Raw genomic sequence first — 20008 nt, 5'->3', positions numbered from 1 at the left:
TACCCTGGCGATGCTTGCCAGTGTGTAAACGATCCTGTGAGATAGTCGACGAAGCTTCACCAGATCGCCGGGTGATCCGACGGATCGACGCCGACGCGACAGTGCTGCCGCTCCTCGAGGGTGTGGAAAGAGAGAGAAGCCGCAGCGTCGCGGCGATCGCTTAGATGTAGTCGACCGACTCGGGCAGCTCCAGCTTCATGCCCTTGCGCTCGCGGATCTCCATGATCTTCTCGCGCTGGAGGTTGTCGACCAGCACGCGGAAGCCCGCGTTCTCCGTGTTCCAGGAGGCGCGACCCTCCGTGGCCGAGCGGATGTCGCTGGAGAAGCCGATCATCTCCTCGACGGGCGCGATGCCCTCGATGACCATGAGGTCGCCCTCCTGGTACATGTCGTCGACGCGGCCGCGACGGCCCTGGATCTCTCCGGAGGCGTCGCCCATGTGTTCGCTGGGCACGTCGATGCGGACGTCCTGGATCGGCTCGAGGAGCCGGACCTCGCCGTCGATGAGCGCGCGGTGGACGGCGTCGCGGACGGCGGGGATGACCTGCGCCGGGCCGCGGTGGATGGTGTCCTCGTGCAGGCGGGCGTCGTGCAGGCGCAGCAGCGCGCCCTGCACCGGCTCGGCCGCCAGGGGGCCGTCGTCGAGCGCCTCCTCGAGGCCCTCGATCACCAGCTCCATCGTCTCGTTCAGGTGCTGGATCCCCTTCGTGTCGTCGATGAGGACGTTCGTCCCGTGGATGTGCTCGACGTTCTGGGAGGTATCCTTGTCCATGCCGGCCTCCTGGAGCGCCTCGCGGCGCTCCAGCTCGGGCATGTCCATCGACGCCTCGCCGAGCTTGATCGTCTCGACGATGTCGTCGGCCAGCGGCTCGACGGTGATGTAGAACTTGTTGTGACGGTTCGGCGAGACGCCCTCGACCTCCCGGGAGGCCGTCTGCGGCTGCTCGCGGTACACCACGATGGGCTCGCCCGTCTCGACGGGGATTCCCTGGTTCTTCTGGATGCGCTGGGTGATGACCTCGAGGTGGAGCTCGCCCTGCCCGGAGATGAGGTGTTCGCCGGTGTCCTCGTTGATCTCCACGCGGATGGTGGGGTCCTCCTTGGCGACCTGCTGGAGCGTCTTGATGAGCTTCGGCAGGTCGTCCATGCTCTTGGCCTCGACGGACTTCGTGATGACCGGCTCGGAGATGTGCTCGATCGACTCGAACGGCGTCATCTCCACGTCGGAGACGGTCGAGCCGGCGATGGCGTCCTTCAGGCCGGTGACGGCCGCGATGTTGCCCGCCGGGACGCCGCGGTCGAGCTCCTCGCGCTCGCCGCCCATGTAGATCCCGACCGACTGGACGCGGTTCTTGCCCGCGGTGCCGGAGACGTACAGCTCCTGGCCCTTCTCGAGGGTGCCCGAGAAGACGCGGCCGGTGACGATCTCGCCGGCGTGGGGGTCCATCCCGATGTCGGTCGCCATGAACACGATGTCGCCCTCGCGGTTGACCGTCCGCATGTCCTCGGCGATGTCGGAGTCGTCGTCGCCGCGCCAGATGCGCGGGATGCGGAACGGCTGCGCCTTCAGCGGGTTCGGGAAGTGCTCGGCGACCATGTCGAGCACGACGTCCGCCAGCGGCGTCCGCTCGTGCAGCTCCTGGCGCTTGTGCTCGCGCTCCAGCTCGATGATGTCGGCGAACGACATGCCGGTGCGCTGCATCGACGGGAGCGAGACGCCCCACTTGTACAGCGCCGAGCCGAACCCGACGGTCCCCTCCTCGACGGAGACCGTCCAGTCCTCGTCGATGTCGTCCATCTCCTCGGTCATCCCGCGGATGAGCTCGTTGACGTCGGCGATGACGTCCTGGAGGCGCTGCTGCATCTCCTCGGGCCCCTCCTGGAGTTCGGAGATGAGGCGGTCGACCTTGTTGATGAACAGCGCCGGCTTGACGCCCTCGCGCAGCGCCTGCCGGACGACCGTCTCCGTCTGGGGCATCGCGCCCTCGACGGCGTCGACCACGACGAGCGCGCCGTCGACGGCGCGCATCGCGCGGGTCACGTCCCCGCCGAAGTCGACGTGGCCGGGCGTGTCGATGAGGTTGATGAGGTGGTTCTCCCCCTCGTACTCGTGGGTCATCGAGACGTTCGCCGCGTCGATGGTGATCCCGCGCTCCTGCTCGTCCTCCTCGGTGTCCATCACGAGCTGGGTCGCCTCGTCCGCGTCGGCGATCATGCCCGCGCCGGCGAGCAGGTTGTCCGTCAGTGTCGTCTTCCCGTGGTCGACGTGAGCGGCGATGGCGATGTTCCGGATCTGCTCCGGCTCGTCCATCAGCTCCTCACATTCCTGTACGATTTTCTTTCGTCGGCCCATTACCGTCCGGTATTCTCCGCCCGGTCAAAAGGGTAGTGCTTTGCCGGCGCCGAAACCGCCGAATCCGGGGACGTGACACCGTGGTACGCCGTCCCGTGGGGATCGTCCGCCCCGGCCGACGGCGGGAACGGGGGCCCCGCGGCGCCACGGCGGTCCCCTACGGTGCCGTCCAGCTCTCGTCGCGGTGCTCGTCCGCGACGACCTCGTCGCGGAACATGTCGATGATCCCCATCAGCTCCCGGGTCTCCGGCTCCGGCACGCCCACGTGGTACAGCGTGGCCTTGATCTCCGTGCGCACCACGTCGAACTCCAGTTCCGTGACCTCCAGTTCCTCGTGGGCCTCCTCCATGTCCCGCCCGGGGTACACCTCCGGTCCCCCGGTGTGCTCGATGGTCCACGCCGTGACGAGGTACTTGAACCCCGCCGGGTCGTGCTCCTCGTGGAACTCCGCGGTGACGGGGTTCCGGTTGGCCGTGTCGTTCTCGAACAGTCGCTCGGTCAGTACGTCCACCGCGCCGGCGATGCCGTAGGCGCCACCGAGACGCTCGTACAGCGACTCGGACTCCTGATCGCTCATCCGAACACAGGTCCTCGTCTATACATAATAATTGTACGTGATGGTTTCGCCCGCGACGCACAACCGTGCCGTCCGTTCGGCGTCCGACGGGACCCGCCGACGGCACAAGAGTCAAACCGGCGCACCCCGTGTCAACTGCACACATGGACATCCGCGTCCGGGGCGCCGTCCCGCCCGACCCCTTCCTGGGGGCGGCGACCCTCTTCGAGACCGAGCACGACCTCTCGCTTCCGGTGGAGGTCAGCGTCCGCGACAGCCCCGAGGAGCGCACCTGGGCCGCCCACTACGACGACCGGCACGTGCTCAACATCTCCCGGAAGGCGGCCACCTCGGCGATGGCGCGCGAGCTCGCGCTCCACGAGCTGTCGCACATGGCCCGCTACGAGGAGCCGCATCCCTCGCACCACCAGTCGACCGACGAGGCGCTGTTCCTCGCGCTCTCGGGGGCCTCCGTGGAGCGGCGGAAGCTCGCGCACTGCTACCAGATCGCGAACCACATGAAGGACGTCTACGCCGACGACATCACCCTCTCTGTCGGGCCGGGCGGGAAGCTCGTCACCTTCTTCGAGTCGCAGCTGGCGGCCGCGGTCGCCGACCGCCCGCGCGAGCACCCCAACCCGGAGTCGCGGCTCGTCACCCGCGGCGCCGACCCCGACATCACCGCGGTGAACGCGGCGTTCGCGCTGGCGATGTGCGAGCGCCACGGCCTCGTGGACGACGACCACCGCCTCCACGACCTCGTCCACGCGGCCGACGACGACGCCCCCGGCGTCGACGTGCCGGCGTTCACGCGGTTGTTCCGGTCGCTCGCGCGCGACCCCTCGGAGTCGGAGTACCGGAAGGCGCTGGTCGACGCCGCCCGGCTGTACGCCGTCGACGCGGACGGGGGCGCGCCGGCGGCCGACTGAGCGGCGCCGGGGGCCGCGTCCCGCCGGCGCGGCAGCTACTTGCCGGCCGCGTGCGAACGACCGGGTATGGACCCCGACCCCTCCACGGACGCCGCCGAGTCCCCGAGGGGATCCGCCGCCGATTCCGCATCCGGCCCCGGCCCCGATCCCGACGGGACGGGCCGTTCGCCCTTCGCCCCGCGGACGCTCCTGGCGGACGGCGCCGTCGCCGGCGGCGTCGTCGCCGGCCTGTACGGCCTGCTGTACGCGGTCCCGTTCCTGCCCTTCGCCGTCCCCGGCTACCTCCTGATCGTCGGGTTCGACGCGCTCGAGGCGACGCTCCCGGCGTTCCCGAGTTCGGCGGCCTACGACGCCGCGTTCGCCGGATTCCTCGGGGTGCTGGCCGTCCTCGCGGCGCTCGCCGCGTCGCTGGCGCGCTCGGCCGACGGCGTCGACGGGCCGCGGGTCGCCGCCGGCGCGGCGCTGGCGGTCGTCGGCGGGCTCGGTCTGCTCGTCGCGGCTGGGGTGTTCGCTCCCCGCTCCGGCGGTCAGTACGGGCCGCTGCTGCTGGTCGTCGGAGCGAGTCTCGCGCTGGTGCTCGTCGGTCGATACCTCGCGTTCGGTCGCCTCGGCCGCCGCGGGGAGTAGCGGCCGAGGGACCGGGGGTGGCTCGCGAGCCTGACGGGCGCGTCCCTTCGCCCGTGGCGGGTGTGGTCCCGCCCCGGTATTTGAACCCTCGCCGCCGCACGCGAGCGACCCTGCCGGTCAGTGCCGTGTCGACTTCCCCCGCGTCACCCCTCGCCGGGCCGCCCGCCCGACCGCGGGCCGGACCCGTCGACCGCGCGTCGGAACCGATTTGTCCTGCCCTCGTGAGGGTGCGGGTATGTCCGTCGACGCCGTGTTGTTCGACCTGGACGACACGCTCTACCCGTACGCCCCGTGCGACGAGGCCGGCAGGCGCGCGGCGTTCGAGACGTACCGCGACCGCGGCGGCGACCTGGACGCCGACGCCTTCGAGGCGCGGCGCCGGCGCGCCCGCCGCGCGACGAAACGCGAGGTCGGCGGGACCGCCAGCGCCCACAGCCGTCACATCTACTACAAGCGGCTCGCCGAGGGGTTGCCCGGCGCGTTCGACGCCGACCTCGCCCGCGCGCTCGGCGACGCCTACTGGGACGCCTTCCTCGCGGAGATGACGGCGTTCGACGACGCGCTCGACACCCTCGACGCGCTGGCGGAGGGAGGGGTCGACGTGGCCGTCGTGACGAACCTCACGACCCGGATCCAGCTCCGGAAGCTCGCCCGCCTCGGCGTCGACGGCCGCCTCGACACGCTCGTGACGAGCGAGGAGGTCGGCCGCGAGAAGCCAGCCGCGCCCGTGTTCACGACGGCGCTCGCGCGCCTCGGCCGGACGCCCGCCGAGACGCTCGTCGTCGGCAACTCCCCCGCCAACGACATCGAGGGCGGCAACGCCGTCGGCGCGACGACGGCGCTGTTCAACGGTCCCGCGGACGCGACCGGCGGGGGCGACGGCCACGGCGCCGGCGAGGCGGCGGAGGACCCGGCCGCGACCCTCCGCGAGCCGGACCACCGCCTCGACTCGCTGTCGGCGGTGACGGAGGTGGCGCTGTGAGCGACGGGACCGTGGGGCCGGACGACGGCGGCGACGACCTGCTCCTCGCGGACGCCCGCGAGGCGGTCGTCGAACACGCGCCCGACCTGGCGGCGCTCACGCCCGGTCGGACGGGCAACCTGAGCGTCCGCGACGGCGACCGCTTCGCCGTGACGCCCACCGGCGTCGCCTACGACGCCTTCGACGCCGCGGACGTGCCGGTCGTGGACCTCGACGGCGAGCGCGTCGCCGGCCGGATGAAGCCCTCCAGCGAGGTGCCGATGCACCGCCACATCTACCGGGGGTACGGCTCCGAGGCCATCGTCCACACCCACTCGCCGTGGGCGACGACGATGGGCGTGCTCCACCGGGAGCTCCCTCCCATCCACTACATGATCGTCTCGGTCGGCAAGCGCGTCCCCGTCGCCGAGTACGCCCCCTACGGCACCGAGGAGCTGGCCGCGAACGTCGTCGCAGCGATGGAGGAGGCCGACGCCACGGCGTCGTTCATCGAGAACCACGGCCTCGTCGTCACCGCCGACGACGTCGGGACGGCCCTGGAGCACACGACCCACGTCGAGGACCTCTCGCGGCTGTACCTCCGGGCGTCGGCCGTCGGCGAGCCGACCGAGCTGCCCGAGTCGGAACTGGACACCGCCATCGAGCAGTTCCGGAGCTACGGGCAGGGGGAGGAGTGATCCAGGAGTGACACGTAGCGAGCGGAAGCCACCCTTTCGGGGGTGGGAGGATGTCAAACGTCGTCAGGGATTTGCTGGTCGGCGTCGTACGGCCGCACATGGCGCCAGCGACCGTGCTCACCTGTGACGGCTGCGGATACGAGGCACAGACGGGCGACGACGCGTGGAACCACGTGAGCGACCCACGGCTCGGGACGCTCACCCGCTGTCCCGAGTGCGGCAGCACGAACGTTCACAACAGGGGCTGACGTCCGTCCCGCCGACGCGACCAGTCGGCCGCGCAACAAGATATAATATTCAATAGAAATACATGTTTTCACGTGTCCGACGAACTGTTGGAGGTCGTGTGTGACGCCCGCCGCAGGCGGGTGCTCTACGAGCTGCTCGACGCCGAGGGGGAGGCGGCCGTCGCCGTTCCGGAGGGGGTCGTGCCCGGGAGCGCGGGCAGGGACGACCGGATCCTGTTCGAGCACGTCCACCTCCCGAAGCTCGCCGATGCGGGCCTGATCACGTGGGACCGCGAGGCGGGAACCGTCGGTCGTGGACCCGCGTTCGACGAGGTCCGCCCGCTGCTGGAGGCGCTCGAACAGGTGGTCGAGGAGGACTGAGCGGCGACCCGGCCACGCCCGGCCGAACCGAGGGGGCGGCCGACCCCGGCGCCGCCGCTCCGGGTCGCGAGAGAACGGAGAGCGAGGGAGAGATCCGTCGTCGTCAGCGCGCGGCGGCGGCGACGCGTTCGGTCTCCTCCTTCTGGGAGATCGCGTACGTCTGCACGTCGTACCGCGCGGCGCCGACGAGCTGGTCGGCGAGCGCCTCGGCGGCGCTGGTCGTCGTCTTGTAGCTGGACCCGCGGACGCCCTCCGCGATGAACTTCAGCGACTGGTCGACGCGGCGCTGGGGCGCGACGTCGACGGCCTTCGGGACGGAGATGCCGCCGTACTTCAGGCGGACGGTCTCCTCGCGCGGGGCGGCGTTCTCGACGGCCTCCACGAGCGTCTGCACCGGGTTCTCCTCGGTGCGCGAGTGGACGATGTCGAAGGCGTCGCGGACGATCCGCTGGGCCTGCTGCTTCTTGCCCGTGTTCTCCTCGGTCTGCATCAGGCGATTGATGAGCCGCTCGACCAGGGAGATCTCGGACTTCTGGAACTGCTTGGACGCGTGGCGGCCCATCGTGTGGGCGATGGGGGTCACGTTCATGTACCGCCGCGTGGACGGGTCGCTGTACTCGATCTCCGAGACGTCCCACTCGCCGAACAGCAGGGCGTTCTCGACGGCCTGCTCGGAGTCGGCGGGGGCGTCCGGCTCGGGGGCCTCGGCCTCGGCGTCTGCGTCTTGGTCTGCGTCGGACATTATCGGACGGGCTTCTCCGCGTTGCCGCGGACGAGTTCGATCATCGACACGCCGTTCACCTTCTCCACCTTGTAGTTGACGCCGGAGAGGTCGCCCATCGCGCGACCCTTCGCGCCGCCGATCCCCGCGATGGTGACCTCGTCGTGCTCGTCGATGAACGAGATCGCGCCGTCGCCGGGGCAGAACGCCGTGACCTGCTTGCCGTTCTTGATCAGCTGGACCCGGACGCACTTGCGGATCGCGGAGTTGGGCTGCTTCGCCTCGATGCCCACCTTCTCCAGGACGATGCCGCGGCCCTGGGGGGCGCCCTCGAGGGGGTCGGACTTCTCGGAGAGACCGCGCTCGCGTCGCGCGTACTCGGAGTCGGACCACCGCCGCTTCTGGCGGTCCTTCTTGAGCTTCCGCGCGGCGTATTTGCCGTTGGCCATCGTGCTCCCCGGTTTTCCGCCGAGCTACCTAAGGGTTCCCTTTCCGCGACGCCGAGACGACGCGAGAGGCGATTAGCGGTACCTCTCGCGGGATCTGAGGGCGTCTCGGGAGATCGGATCACGGGCGCAGCGACGGTTTCGGCGCGGATCCGCCGCTCTGCGGGCGTCGCTGTCCGCTCCGGTCGGCCGCTACATCTCCAGGGAGACGAACTCGATGTCGTGCTCGCGCATGAACTCGGCGAACTCGGAGACGATGGGGGGCAACGACTCGAAGACCCCCACGCTCGAAGGCCGCGACGACTACGTCGTCGCCGACGAACCCCGTGAACAGCACCTTGTCGTCGGCGACCTTGATGATCTGGTTCACGTTCGTCGCGTTCATCTCCTGCTCGTAGCTCTCCTTGGCGACGACCTCCATCAGTTCCCCTCGGACCAGATCCTCACGGTCCGCGGTCCACTCCAGATCCGAGCGGAGTCGGATCGGGTCCACCTCGCGGTCGTCGGGGTCGACGACGGCGAAGAAGCGCAGTCTCTCGCCCGCGTGCCGTTCGGTGATCGCGGCCATCTCCCCGGGAACGTCGACGCCCATAAATACCCTCGGGAGATAGTCGAAATAAACCCCGTCGATTCCGGGCAACTCCGCCGCCACCGCGCGGGACCCGTCCTACACCCGGCCGCTCGCGACGAGCACCAGCCCGATGCTTCCGAGCAGGACCAGCGCGTCCAGTCCCGCCGCCGACACCGGGAGCGTCTCCTCGCCGACGGCGCCGGCCGCCAGGAGGGCGAGCGCGACGGCCGTCGGCAGGGGACGCCTCCGAAGCGACCCGAGGAACGCCCGGGTCGACCAGTACAGGTGCGAGAGCGCCCCCCGGAGGAGCGCGCCCGGCGCGGCGCCCCGTCCGGGGGGTTCGGCCGGCGCGAAGCCGTCGAGGGCCTCCCGCGGGACCCGCCGGACGTCGCCGGTGTGGACGCGGGTCCCCTCCCCGTCGCCGATGCGGAGGAGGGTGATCCCGTCGTCGTCGGCGCCGACGACCCGGTACACCCCGGCGGGGTAGTCGGCGTCGGTCGGACGGAGGTGGTCGGACACGCTCGGATCGGAGGGGGACCGGTCCGTCATCGTCGGACCGTTCGCGTGGACGGATAAAAAACGGGCCGTCGAACGGCCCGGGGGACCGGCTGGGGGGACGCCCCGCCGGTCCGGTCGACCCCGGGCGGCTACGCCAGCTGGACGTCGTCGATGTCGAAGTGGCGCCGCGCGAGCGTCCGCGCCACCTCGATGTTGCGTCCGTCGGCGCCGATGGCGACGCCGCGGTCGGCCTCGACCACCTCGACGTACGCGACGGTGTCGCCCTGCTCGCTCACCGTCACGCCCCGCACAGCCGCGGGGGCGAGGGCGTTCGCGACGAACGCCTCGGGCGTGTCGGCGTCCTCGATCAGCTCGACGTCCGCGCCGAGTTGCTCCTCGACGCGCTCGACCGTCCGCCCGCCGGGGCCGATCGCCTCGGCCATCTCCCCCGCCGGGAGGAGGAACACGAGGCGGTCGCCGTCGTCCTCCACGAGGCAGTCGACCGGCGCGACGTCGACGAGGTCGTCGAACGCCCCGATGTACCGGCGCGCCTCGTCGGAGATCTCGACGCGCACCGTCAGTCGTCCGCGGACTTCGGGTCGGGCGCCGAGCCCATCCGCAGGTCCACGTCGCCGGTGCCGATCGACACCGGCTTCCCGACGATGACGTTCTCGATGACGCCGTTGAGGTCGTCGGCCTCGCCGTGGATCGCCGCGTCGAGCAGGTGGTTCACCGTCACCTCGAAGGCGGCCCGCGCGAGCACGGACTCCTTCGACCCGGAGATGCCGTGCCGGCCGATCGACTCGACGGTCCCGCGGTTCGTCATGATGTCCGAGACGAGCATCAGGTGCCGAATGTTCACGTCGTCGAGGCCCTGCTCCTCCAGCGTCTCCATCGTCTCGTTGATGATGGTCTCGCGGGCCGCCTCGACGCCGAGCGTCCGGTAGATCTCGTGGATGTTGTTACACGTCGTGCGCGAGGCGTCCACGCCCTCGATCTCTAAGGCGTCGGCGAACGCCGACCCCTCGGTGTAGAGGACGTACTCCTCGTCGCCGTTCTCGACCTCCTCCTTGCGGATGACGACGCGGCTGACCTCCTCGATGCCCTTGAACACGATGTCGCGGAGCTGCTCGACCAGCTGGAGCAGCTGGCGGTAGCTGGGCTCGTCGGGGCCGAACTCGATGGCCGTCCCCGAGTGGCGCGCGGAGACGCCCAGCGAGTCCTCGATGACGTCGGCGACGATCCCCGCGACCTCGACGGGGTCGTCGTGGGTGGGCCACCGCTCCAGCAGCGTCTCCTCGTTGAGGTCGACGCGCACGACCATGTCCGCGACGTTCGTGGACACGTCCCCGAGCGCGAGGATCTTCGTCGCCTCCAGCTGCCAGACGACCTCGTGGGCCTTCTCGCGGTCGGTGGCGTGCTCCTCGTCCAGGTGGACGATCATGATCGGCGTGTCCGGGGTCTTGCGGGCGTCCACCAGCTCGATGAGCCGGGGGAGCCCCTGGGTCACGTCCATCTCCGCGACGCCCGCGTAGTGGAACGTGTTCATCGTGTTGTGCGTGACGACGCCCTCGGCGGTGGTGAACGTCTCCAGCCCCTCGACCGAGAAGTCGTACACGTACTCGTGGTCGCTCTCGACCGTCTCGATCGAGGCGATGCGGTCCCAGACCACGTCACCGTCGACGGCGCGTTCGAGTTCGGCGAGCGCCTCGGAGTCGACGCCGGCCTCGTTCGCCTCTTCGAGGAGCCGAGAGAGGCGGTTCCGACCGATCCGCTGTCGGTTCGTCGCGGCGTTCACCTGCCGGCTCGGAATACCGGCGTCCGAGGCGACCTCGCCCAGTGCGTCGCCGAAGTTCGGGATCTGGTCGGTCGCGTCCGGACCGTCTGCGTCGACCACGTCGGCGAGGTCGTCGAGCGCGGCGCCGCGCTCGCCCACCATCCCGACGCGATCGCGGAACCGTCCGACGTGTTTCGCGGGGATGCGGAGCGTCCGGGAGTCGTCGGTCCGCCCGAGCGTGGCGTACACCCCGACGCGCGACAGAAGCAGCGCGATGCCGGCTGTGAGCCTGTCGCTCGTGGAACTCGACCGGATCGAGTTCGACCCGACGTTCCCGTCGCCGCTGAAGTAGCCGCGAAGGAGCGCACGAACGAACCCGTCGGGGGCACCGACGGCGAATCCGGGGACGATCTTCTCGCCGTCGACGACGCACGTCGCACGGAGCAGATCGGCCAGCACCGTCCCGTTGACGCGGATATCGTACCCGTCAGCGAAGCCGCTCGTGTTCTCGTACTCGTTTACCGAGAGGTCGTACCGTTCGGCGAACGCACGGACGCCCTCCTGGAACGTCTCGTCGACGTTGGACACGGAGGCGTAGTGGTCCGTAACGTTCCCTTCGGCGAGCCACGCGCCGAAGAAGAACCCGGTCGTTTCATCGAGCGGAAGCTCCTCGGGTAGGCCGACGCTCCCGCCGACCGGGTACGCGTAGCCCTCCTCGATGTCGCCGGCGTCGAGCGCCGATCGCTTGTTCGCGACCTGCGCGTCCCCGGCGGGGAACGTCGCGCCTCCGTCGGTGAGCGTCGACGTGAACCAGTAGTCTTCGCCCGAGAGGTGCTCCCGGAGGTCGACGCTGTCCGGAGCGTCGCCTGCCCCGTCGAGGTCCGCGACGACCGGGATCCAGTCCCCCTCGTCGAGGTTCTCTCCCGCCACCGGGACGACCTCGTTGTCGCGGCGGGTTACGAACGAGTGGGCCTTCGTCGCCCGGATCGACCGTCCGGATTCCAGCTCGAACCGGAGCAGTTCCTCGGGCGTCTCGTGTCGGCTGATCTCCTCGACCGGCTTCCACTCGACCCGCTCGTCCTCCCGGAGGCTCGGCACTTCGAGCCCCTCGGGCGCGAGCGCGACCTCGTGGCCGTCGATCTCGCGGACCTCTCGCGACTCCAGTAGCGTGTCGACGAGCTGCCCGATCTCGGTCACGTCGGTCTCGCCGTTCCGGCGGACCAGTACCCGCTCGTCGGCGGGGACGCTCATCTGCGTCCCCGGCTCCCCGATGGACTGCGCGGAGACGGTCCCCACGGGGTCCAGCGGGTCGACGCGGGTGTCGAGGTAGCGCGACTCGGCCGCCTGGGCGATCTCGTCGGCCTGCTCGACGGTGACGCCGCCGCGCTCGTCGATCGTCTCGTAGATCTCGTCGCGCAGTCGGCGCGGCAGCTCGGTGTCCTCGACCACCAGCGCGATGTCCTCGGTGACCGTCTCGTGGGCGTCCACGAAGCGGTCGACCGACTCGACGGCCTCAGTCATCGCTCACCCCCATGCCGCCGGCCTTGTCCAGGCCGGGCCCGGCGTACTCCGAGAGGTTCGTCGGCTCCTCGCGGCGGCCGAGGAACCGCTCCTTCTCCTCCTCGGAGCCGAACTCGGCGTCGACGATGCGGTCGGTGATCTGCTCGATGTCGATGGGGGTGTCCTCGCTGGAGGACACCTTCACCGGCGAGGTGCCGTCCTCGCCGAACTCGAACTGGACGATGGTGCCGGAGGTGTCCCGCACCGTGCCGTCGTACTGCGCCTCCAGCTCGGAGAGCGCGTTGATGAGGCGGCGCTGGAGGTACCCGGACTTGGAGGTCCGGACCGCCGTGTCGACGAGCCCCTCGCGGCCGCCCATCGCGTGGAAGAAGAACTCCTCGGGCGTCAGCCCGGAGCGGTAGGAGTTCTCCACGAAGCCGTGGGCCTCCGCCGAGAGGTCGTTCTCCTCGTAGTGGGCGAGCGTGCGGTCCTCGTAGCCGCGGTTGATGCGCTCGCCGCGGACCGCCTGCTGGCCGACGCAGCCGGTCATCTGCGTGAGGTTCAGCATCGACCCGCGGGCGCCCGAGCGGGCCATGATGACCGCGGGGTTGTCGTCCTCGAAGTGGTCCTCGGCGATCTCGCCCGCGCTGTCGCGGGCCTTGCCGAGCGTCTGCATGATCTTCATCTCCAGCGTCTCGTCGACGGTGCGGCCGGGCAGGCTCTCCAGCTCGCCGGCCTCGTACGTCGCGATCAGCTCCTGCACGCGCTCGTAGGCGGAGTCGATCGCCTCGTCGACCTGCTCGTTGGCCTCCGGCGGGATCGACTCGTCGTCGATCCCCAGCGAGAAGCCGAAGTGCATGATGGCGCGCATCGCCAGCGACGCCACCTCGTTGATGAACACGCGGGCGCGGGTCTTCGAGTACACCTTCGTGAGCGTGTCGACGATCTCGCCGCCGAAGCCGCCGACGGCGTCCTCGTCGATGGTGCCCTCGACCAGCTGGCCGTTCTCGATGCGGACGGTGTCGCCCGTCGAGGAGGTGAACTCCAGGTTCAGGTCGTCGGGCAGCAGCTCCGAGAACACCGTCCGGCCGGTCCAGACGGGCTCGCCGGCGTCGTTCGTGCCGTCGGGCTCGGGGAGCTCGTCGACCGAGGTCGCACGGAGCAGGTCCAGCGCCTGCGTCTCGGTGAACTCGGGGTTGTCGTGGGTGAGGAGGTAGGTGCCCGAGATGTGGTCCTGGATGGCGCCGATGATGTTCTCGCCGAAGCGCGGGCTGAGGATCTGCTCCTGCACGCGCATGAGGACGCGCGCCTCCGCGCGGGCCTCCTCGTTCTGGAGCGCGTGCATGTTCATCTCGTCGCCGTCGAAGTCGGCGTTGTACGGCGGGCAGACCGTCGTGTTCAGCCGGAACGTCTTGTACGGCATGACCACGACCTCGTGGGCCATGATCGACATCCGGTGCAGCGAGGGCTGGCGGTTGAAGATCACGATGTCGCCGTCGACGAGGTGGCGGTTCACCTCCCAGCCGGGCTCGACCTTCTCGGCGAGCTCCTCGCAGTTCTTCTCGGTCACCTTCAGCCGGCGGCCGTCGGGCCGCTTGACGTAGTTCGCCCCGGGGTGCGCCTCGGGCCCGTTGCGGACGTACTGCCGGGCGCGGTCGAGGTTGCGCTCGGAGACGTTCATCACCTGCGTCATCTCCTCGGCGACGCGCTCGGGGACGCCGACCTCGTTCAGGCTGAGGGTGGGGTCCGGACTGATGACGGTCCGGGCGGAGAAGTTCACGCGCTTGCCGGACAGCGAGCCGCGGAAGCGACCCTCCTTGCCCTTCAGCCGCTGAGAGAGCGTCTTCAGCGGGCGGCCGGAGCGGTGTCGCGCCGGCGGGGTGCCCGAGATCTCGTTGTCCACGAACGTGGTGACGTGGTACTGGAGCAGCTCCCACAGGTCCTCGATGATGAGCTGGGGGGCGCCGGCCTCGCGGTTCTCCATGAACCGCTGGTTGATCCGGATGATGTCCACCAGCTTGTGGGTCAGGTCGTCCTCGGAGCGCTGGCCGTTGTCCAGCGTGATCGAGGGGCGCGTGGTGACCGGCGGGACCGGAAGCACCGTCAGGATCATCCACTCGGGCCGGGACTTCTCCGGGTGGATGCCGAGCGGCTCGAGGTCCTCGTCCGGGATGTCCTCGAACCAGTCGCGGATGTCGCTCGGCATCAGCTTGTTCATGTCCTCGACCGTGAGGTCGACGTCGAGCGCCTTCTCGATCGCCTTGCGGTCCTCCTTGCGCGGGCGGAACTCGCCCGAGAGGATCTCGTTGATCCGGTCGAGCGCGATGCCCGTCTCGTCGGCGAGGTCCATCGGGGAGACCGCCTCGGCGTCCTCCTCGTCCTCGTCGGGCTGCATCGCGCGGGTGATGATCTCGGAGTAGTCGCCCGAGAGCACGTCCTGGACCTCGTAGTAGGTGGTCGGCTTCTCGTGTTTGATGTCCGCCTGCGGCTCGCCGCAGTGCGGGCAGTTGTTGGCCTTGCGGGCCTGCCGGACCGCCGACTTCAGGACGTCGGTGGGGTCGCCGCCGAGGTCCTTCGTCCGCCGGAGCTTGTCCTTGAACTCCTCCTTCTCCTCCTCGGTGAGCGCGAGGCGGCCGCAGTTGCGGCACGTCGCGCGCAGGAGCCGCCGGATGAGCTTCGTGAAGCCGACGTGGATGACGGGCGCCGCCAGCTCGATGTGGCCGAAGTGGCCGTTACACGACCCGGAGTGCTTGCCGCAGGTGCGGCACTCCAGCCCGGGGTCGATGACGCCCAGCCGGGGGTCCATCAGCCCCATGTCGATGGGGAAGCCGTCGTCGTCGTAGGTGTCCGCCGTGATGACCTTCGTCGCGGACATGTCCCGATACGTCTCCGGGTCCATCAGCCCGAAGTTGATGCCGCCGATCTCTTTGGGTGTCTGACCTGCCATTGTGTGTTCGTGTTAGACTGCGTCCTCGAGTTCGAGGGTCGGTCGAATGCCGAGCGCCTTCATCTCGTCGAGCAGCAGCTTGAACGCGTAGCTGATCTCGATCTCGTGGATGTCGTCCTCGTCGCCCGTGATCGGGTCGTAGATGCGGCGCTGCTCGACGTCCTCGACGGCGACCATCCCCGTCTCCTCGGAGATGTAGACGGTCTCCTTGTCCGAGGAGTCGAGCAGGCGTTCCTTCAGCGCCATCGCGGCGCCGTGCCCGATGAGCACCTCGCGCTCCATCTCGCCGACGCGGAGGCCGCCCTCGCGGGCGCGCCCCTCGGTCGGCTGCCGGGTGAGCACCTGCACCGGCCCGCGCGAGCGGGCGTGCAGCTTGTTGCTCACCATGTGGTACAGCTTGTGGTAGAAGATCGTCCCGACGAAGATCTCCGCCTCGATCTTCTCGCCGGTGACGCCCGAGTACATGACCTCCTTCCCGGAGGACTTGTACCCGTGCTCCTCCAGCGACGAGCGCAGCTCCTCCTCGTCCTCGCCCTGGAAGGCGGTCCCGTCGACGCGGCGGCCCTCCAGGGAGCCGACCTTGCCGCCGAGCATCTCCAGGACGTGGCCCACCGTCATGCGGGAGGGCAGCGCGTGCGGGTTCAGCACCAGGTCGGGGACGAGGCCGTCCTCGGTGAACGGCATGTCCTCCTGGGGCGCGAGGTGGCCCACGACGCCCTTCTGGCCGTGCCGGGACGCGAACTTGTCCCCGAGCTCGGGGATCCGCTCGTCGCGCACCGAGACCTTCGAGAGCTTCGAGCCGTCCTCGCCCTCCATCAGCGTCACCGTGTCGACGACGCCCGACTCGCCCGAGCGCATCGTGACGCTCGTCTCGCGGCGCTTCTGCGGCGACAGGCCCCCCATGTCGTCGGGCTCCTCCAGGAACCGCGGCGGGCTGGTCTTCCCGAGCAGGACGGAGTTCTCGTCCACCTTCGTCTCGGGGTTGACGAGGCCGTCCTCGTCGAGGTGGGTGTACGCGTCCTCCCCGCGGGCGCCGCGGACGTCCTGGGAGGGGATCTCGAAGCGGTCCTCCTGGCCGCCGGGGTAGCGGCGCTCCTCGCCCTCGTAGGTGCGGAAGAAGTGAGACCGCTGCATCGCGCGGTCGACGCTCCCCTTGTTCATGACGAGCGCGTCCTCGATGTTGAACCCCTCGTAACTCATGACCGCGACGACGAAGTTCTGCGCGGCCGGGCGCTCGTCGAACCCGATCTGCTCGGTGGTCTGCGTCTTGACCATCGACAGCTGCGGGTAGTGCAGGAGGTGCTGGCGGGTGTCCGGCCGGATGCGGTAGTTGGCCGAGGGGAGCCCGAGCGACTGCTTCATCATCCCCGCGCCCATCGTGATCCGGGGGGAGGCGTTGTGCTCGGGGTACGGGATCATCCCCGCGCCGATGCCGAAGATGAGCTGCGGGTCGATCTCCAGGTGGGTGGTGTTGTGCTGGATGTCCTCCTCGTCGGTGGCGACGAGGATGTCCTCCTCCTCCTCGGCGTCGATGAACTCGACGATGCCGTGGTCGACGAGGTCCTCGAACTCGATCTCGCCGTTCTCCAGCGCCTCGATCGTCTCGTCGTCGAGCAGCGGCTCCCCGTTCTCGACGACGATGAGCGGCCGGCGCGCGCGGCCGGCGTCGGCGTTGACGATGACCTCGTTCGTCCGGTCCTTCACCGAGACGTTCACCATGTCGGAGACGTCGCCGCGGCGGCGCGCCTCCCGGATCTGTGCGGCCAGCTGGTCCGGGTCCGGATGGGTCCCGACCAGGCTCCCGTTGACGTAGACTTTCGCTTCTCGTGTGCTTGCCATGATATCAGTCGTCCGCGGACGCGCGGTCGACGCCCTCGATGCCGGGGATTCCCTCGACACCCATGGACGCGAGTTCTCGCTTCAGCCCCTGTTCGTCCTCGACGTTCTGGGAGAGCTCCATCGCCTGCGCGAAGTTCTTCACCAGGCCGCAGTTGGGCCCCTCCGGCGTCTCGGAGGGACAGATGCGGCCCCACTGGGTCGCGTGCAGGTCGCGCGCCTCGAAGTGCGGCTGCGACCGCGACAGCGGCGAGCGGAGGCGACGCAGGTGCGACAGCACGCCCATGTAGTCCGTCCGGTCGACCAGCTGGGAGACGCCCGAGCGGCCGCCGACCCAGTTCCCCGTCGCGATGGGGTGCTCCAGCCGTTCGGTCAGCACGTCCGAGCGGACCACCGTGTTGACGGTGAGCTGCCGGTTTCGCATGTTTGCGCGCTCCAGCTGGTACTTCACGTCGCGCGCCAGCTTGTTGAGCGCCGTCCGGAACAGGTCCGTCATCAGGTCGCCCGAGACCTTGAGGCGCTTGTTGGCGTAGTGGTCCTTGTCGTCGGACTCGCGGCGGTCGAGCGCGAGCTCGAAGCAGGCCTCCGCCATCCGGCAGAGGTAGTACGCCTTGTTGATCCGGACGTCCTCCTCGTCGACGCCCTCCTCGTGGAGGTGCGGCAGGAGGTAGCGGTCGATGACGTAGTTCGCCCGCTTGAGCTGGTAGTTCTTCCCCTGCCCGGAGGCGACGCGCTCGCCGAGGGTCTCGATGGCCTCCTCCTCGGTCTGGACGTCGGCCTCCTCCAGGTTCTCCAGCATGAACTTCACGATCTCCGGGTCGTCGGAGACGCGGTGGACGATCTCCTCGTCGGACTCCAGCCCGAGCGCCCGGACCAGGGTCACGAAGTTGACGGAGCCGGACACCGAGGGGAAGCTCACCTCGAGCAGTCCCTCGCGGTTGCGCTCACAGAGTACGAGCGCGCGGTAGCCTCGGCGCTGGGAGAACGTCTTCGCGACCTGGATCTCGTCGCCGTACTTCGAGTCGTACTCCGCGAGGATCTTGTTCGGCGCGAGGTCCTCGCTGGTCATGAGCACGCGCTCGGAGCCGTTGACGATGAAGTAGCCGCCGGGGTCGACGGGGTCCTCGCCGATCTCGATGAGTTCCTCGTCGGAGAAGCCGGAGATGTTGCACTTGTCGGAGCCGACCATGATGGGCATGCGGCCCACCTTCGTCTCGGTCTGGTCGACGACCGTCTCGGGCTCGTCCTCGCCGCCGCGGATGATCTTCATCTCCATGAAGACGGGGGCGGCGTAGGTGATGTTCCGGAGGCGCGCCTCCTGGGGGTACAGCAGCTCCTCGGAGCCGTCGGCCTCGCGGACGCGCGGGGTCGTCATCCGCACGTCGCCGAGTTCGACGTAGACGGGCTCTTGCCCCTCCTTGTCGCCGATGTCCGTCTCGATCGTCTCCTTCTCGTCGACCACGCGCTGCATGCCGCGGTCGAGGAAGTTGTTGAACGACCGGAAGTGGTGTTCCGCCAGGCGTTCCTGGGAGAAGTACTCCCGCGAGACGGAGCGTCGGGCCTCCCTGTTCATTCTACCACCAGCCGGTAGACGACGGCTCGGTCGGTGGTCCGGGAGTCCCGTTCGATGCGGATCACGTCGCCCGGCTCGGCCTCGTCCGGGAGCGCGGGGTCGGACCGCTTGATCTTGGGGAGGTCGGTCCGTTTGACGTTGTACTCCTCGAGCACCTCCTCGACGCGCTCGGGGTCGTCGAGGAGCGTGTGGTCGGGTACGAGTTCGTGTTCGCTTACGTTTACCATGGCTTGGTGAGGTTCGTAGTCGCGCGCGGCCGTCTTCGCTGGGGAGAAGTCTTCACGAGATACTACGGCGGTCTATACGACCCGTCCACATAACGCTTGTCAAACGCCGACGGGACCGTCGGCTAGTCACCGGATCGCTCGCACATCCGAGCATCCGTGTGTGAGCACAAGAAGGTTGCGGCGCACGGTATCGCGGGACACGGCCGGGGTCGATAACAAGGCTTAATTATCTACCCGGGAAAGGAGAAGATGCGCAGAGGCGCGGTGGAAACCCGCCGACGCGAGGCAAGCCCGGATGGTGTAGTGGCCCATCATTTATCCCTGTCACGGATGAGACGCGGGTTCAAATCCCGCTCCGGGCGTCCTTTTCGGTGACGCATCGACGACGAGCCGAGCGAGTTGCCCATGTGTCCGTGACCCCGTCACGAGCGGATCTGAACCGGGGAGTGGAGCGAAACGCAGTGAGCGGGACGACTTGGTGCATCCCGGTCCAGGCACCCTCTGACCACCAAAACCGAGGAACGTAGAGGGTGGCGTCGTCGTGTGTTGCGACAAGCACGGATCGATCGTGACGAGATCGGTCTCCGAGGCGCTCTCGGTTCGGATTTAAAATACGATCACGGTCAAGGATCCGTATGGTCCCGACGGACGGTCTCACAAATTCGAAGGACACCGGTGACGTGACCGAGGCGCGCTCCATCCTTGAACTGACTTCCGCCGGATACAGCGTCTCCGTACCCTTCGGCGACAACGACAGCTATGATCTACTGGTCGAGGTTGATGATGGCTTCATCCGAGTGCAGTGTAAAACCGCATGGTCGGTCGATTCTCGTGTGATCCGATTCAACACTCACTCCCAGACGACAGCCGACGGTGAATACTACGAACGGACGTACGACGGGGAGGTGGACGCGTTCTTTGTCAGGTACCCGGAAACGGATATGTGTTACTGGGTAGATATAGATGATGTCTCCGGACACCGAATGGACCTCCGTGAGGAGGCGGAGATCGACCACCCAGCGATCAACTGGGCCGAAGACTACGAGTTCGACGGCACTATCCCCCCGTGACGAACCGGAGATCCCGTATCGCCTGAACGACCGGTCTCGGCCACCAACGTCTTATCGCGGGCTTTCGCTCGTACGGGCGATGGACGAGCACCGCCTGCTCCACGTCGACG

Annotated in this window: 19 protein-coding genes and 1 tRNA gene; 8 read left to right on the top strand and 12 right to left on the bottom strand. The window is 68.8% G+C overall.

The genetic code is table 11. From position 1 onward, the window contains the following. Positions 1–160 precede the first annotated feature (160 nt). Together ACQUQ1_RS11710 and ACQUQ1_RS11705 are read right to left on the bottom strand one after the other, a co-directional pair. Complete coding sequence (locus ACQUQ1_RS11710; RefSeq protein ID WP_435064485.1) at positions 161–2353, bottom strand: elongation factor EF-2; 2193 nt, start codon at positions 2351–2353, stop codon at positions 161–163. Positions 2354–2510: 157 nt separating this feature from the next. Then, positions 2511–2930, bottom strand: coding sequence for a group I truncated hemoglobin (locus tag ACQUQ1_RS11705; protein ID WP_435064484.1), 420 nt, complete (start codon positions 2928–2930; stop codon positions 2511–2513). Positions 2931–3073: 143 nt separating this feature from the next. On the opposite strand from ACQUQ1_RS11705, the gene ACQUQ1_RS11700 reads away from it, so the two are divergent. From ACQUQ1_RS11700 to ACQUQ1_RS11675, 6 genes are all read left to right on the top strand, one after another. Next, positions 3074–3838, top strand: a complete 765-nt coding sequence (locus ACQUQ1_RS11700) for a DUF5781 family protein (protein ID WP_435064483.1) — start codon at positions 3074–3076, stop codon at positions 3836–3838. Positions 3839–3904: 66 nt separating this feature from the next. Further along, on the top strand, positions 3905–4465 hold the full coding sequence (locus ACQUQ1_RS11695) for a hypothetical protein (protein ID WP_435064482.1): 561 nt from the start codon (positions 3905–3907) through the stop codon (positions 4463–4465). A 235-nt stretch (positions 4466–4700) separates the two neighbouring features. Continuing rightward, complete coding sequence (locus ACQUQ1_RS11690) at positions 4701–5447, top strand: HAD family hydrolase (RefSeq protein ID WP_435064481.1); 747 nt, start codon at positions 4701–4703, stop codon at positions 5445–5447. Beyond that, on the top strand, positions 5444–6124 hold the full coding sequence (locus ACQUQ1_RS11685) for a class II aldolase/adducin family protein (protein WP_435064480.1): 681 nt from the start codon (positions 5444–5446) through the stop codon (positions 6122–6124). Before ACQUQ1_RS11690 ends, ACQUQ1_RS11685 begins: the two co-directional genes overlap by 4 nt. A 98-nt stretch (positions 6125–6222) precedes the next feature. Then, positions 6223–6372 (top strand): hypothetical protein, encoded by a 150-nt coding sequence (locus ACQUQ1_RS11680; protein ID WP_435064479.1) that lies wholly within the window; start codon positions 6223–6225, stop codon positions 6370–6372. Between the two features lie 72 nt (positions 6373–6444). Beyond that, positions 6445–6732, top strand: coding sequence for a DUF7344 domain-containing protein (locus ACQUQ1_RS11675; RefSeq protein WP_435064478.1), 288 nt, complete (start codon positions 6445–6447; stop codon positions 6730–6732). 103 nt (positions 6733–6835) lie between these two features. Here ACQUQ1_RS11675 and ACQUQ1_RS11670 read toward each other — a convergent pair whose 3' ends face one another. The 10 genes from ACQUQ1_RS11670 to ACQUQ1_RS11625 form a co-directional block, all read right to left on the bottom strand. Further along, a complete protein-coding gene (locus tag ACQUQ1_RS11670; protein ID WP_435064477.1) occupies positions 6836–7474 on the bottom strand; it encodes a 30S ribosomal protein S7 in 639 nt (212 codons plus the stop codon). Then, positions 7474–7902, bottom strand: a complete 429-nt coding sequence (locus ACQUQ1_RS11665; RefSeq protein ID WP_073306653.1) for a 30S ribosomal protein S12 — start codon at positions 7900–7902, stop codon at positions 7474–7476. The genes ACQUQ1_RS11670 and ACQUQ1_RS11665 overlap by 1 nt, the downstream gene beginning before the upstream one ends. Before the next feature lie 118 nt (positions 7903–8020). Continuing rightward, on the bottom strand, positions 8021–8491 hold the full coding sequence (locus tag ACQUQ1_RS11660; RefSeq protein WP_435064476.1) for a hypothetical protein: 471 nt from the start codon (positions 8489–8491) through the stop codon (positions 8021–8023). 75 nt (positions 8492–8566) lie between these two features. Then, on the bottom strand, positions 8567–9019 hold the full coding sequence (locus ACQUQ1_RS11655; RefSeq protein ID WP_435064475.1) for a hypothetical protein: 453 nt from the start codon (positions 9017–9019) through the stop codon (positions 8567–8569). A 98-nt stretch (positions 9020–9117) separates the two neighbouring features. Continuing rightward, positions 9118–9543, bottom strand: coding sequence for a NusA-like transcription termination signal-binding factor (locus ACQUQ1_RS11650; RefSeq protein ID WP_435064474.1), 426 nt, complete (start codon positions 9541–9543; stop codon positions 9118–9120). A gap of 2 nt (positions 9544–9545) precedes the next feature. Beyond that, positions 9546–12266, bottom strand: coding sequence for a DNA-directed RNA polymerase subunit A'' (locus tag ACQUQ1_RS11645; RefSeq protein ID WP_435064473.1), 2721 nt, complete (start codon positions 12264–12266; stop codon positions 9546–9548). After that, positions 12259–15192, bottom strand: coding sequence for a DNA-directed RNA polymerase subunit A' (locus ACQUQ1_RS11640; RefSeq protein ID WP_435064472.1), 2934 nt, complete (start codon positions 15190–15192; stop codon positions 12259–12261). The genes ACQUQ1_RS11645 and ACQUQ1_RS11640 overlap by 8 nt, the downstream gene beginning before the upstream one ends. 12 nt (positions 15193–15204) lie before the next feature. Continuing rightward, positions 15205–17031 (bottom strand): DNA-directed RNA polymerase subunit B, encoded by a 1827-nt coding sequence (gene rpoB / locus ACQUQ1_RS11635; protein WP_435064471.1) that lies wholly within the window; start codon positions 17029–17031, stop codon positions 15205–15207. Between the two features lie 4 nt (positions 17032–17035). Continuing rightward, positions 17036–18601: a DNA-directed RNA polymerase subunit B'' gene (locus ACQUQ1_RS11630; protein ID WP_435064470.1), complete on the bottom strand. Its 1566-nt coding sequence runs from the start codon at positions 18599–18601 to the stop codon at positions 17036–17038. After that, positions 18598–18828, bottom strand: a complete 231-nt coding sequence (locus ACQUQ1_RS11625; RefSeq protein ID WP_435064469.1) for a DNA-directed RNA polymerase subunit H — start codon at positions 18826–18828, stop codon at positions 18598–18600. Before ACQUQ1_RS11625 ends, ACQUQ1_RS11630 begins: the two co-directional genes overlap by 4 nt. A gap of 289 nt (positions 18829–19117) precedes the next feature. Here ACQUQ1_RS11625 and ACQUQ1_RS11620 point away from each other — a divergent pair. After that, positions 19118–19190: transfer RNA gene (locus ACQUQ1_RS11620), tRNA-Asp, on the top strand. A 273-nt stretch (positions 19191–19463) separates the two neighbouring features. Next, a complete protein-coding gene (locus tag ACQUQ1_RS11615) occupies positions 19464–19898 on the top strand; it encodes a group I intron-associated PD-(D/E)XK endonuclease (RefSeq protein WP_435064468.1) in 435 nt (144 codons plus the stop codon). Positions 19899–20008 lie beyond the last annotated feature (110 nt).

It is taken from the genome of Halobaculum sp. EA56, assembly GCF_051195075.1.
In the GTDB taxonomy this organism is placed as follows: Archaea; Halobacteriota; Halobacteria; order Halobacteriales; family Haloferacaceae; genus Halobaculum.
Note: the sequence above shows the minus strand (reverse complement) of the source record. Positions and strands in the feature narration are given on the sequence as shown.